This is a genomic window from Bradyrhizobium sp. Kon58, from assembly GCF_055807455.1.
The window spans coordinates 1-278 of the sequence record NZ_JBVVOT010000403.1 but is presented as its reverse complement, the minus strand read 5'-3'; the positions used below and the strand labels follow the sequence as shown (position 1 = coordinate 278).

Below are 278 nucleotides of genomic sequence, written 5' to 3'. Positions count from 1 at the left end.
TCCATCAACATGCTCTCGATGTTCGGCATGGTGCTCGCCGTCGGCATCCTGGTCGACGATGCCATCGTCGTGGTCGAGAACGTCGAGCGCATCATGGCCGAGGAGGGGCTGCCGCCCAAGGAAGCCACGCGCAAAGCGATGTCGCAGATCACCGGCGCCATCATCGGCATCACGCTGGTCTTGATGGCCGTGTTCGTGCCGATGGCGTTCTTCCCGGGCTCGGTCGGCATCATCTACCGCCAGTTCTCCGTGACCATGGTCGCCGCGATCGGCTTCTC

At 63.3% G+C, this 278-nt stretch carries 1 protein-coding gene; it reads left to right on the top strand.

Features of this window, described 5'->3' with window-relative positions:
* Positions 1-278, top strand: a 278-nt coding sequence (locus tag AC0L20_RS40935; RefSeq protein WP_473295814.1) for an efflux RND transporter permease subunit, incomplete at both ends; no start/stop codon positions are given.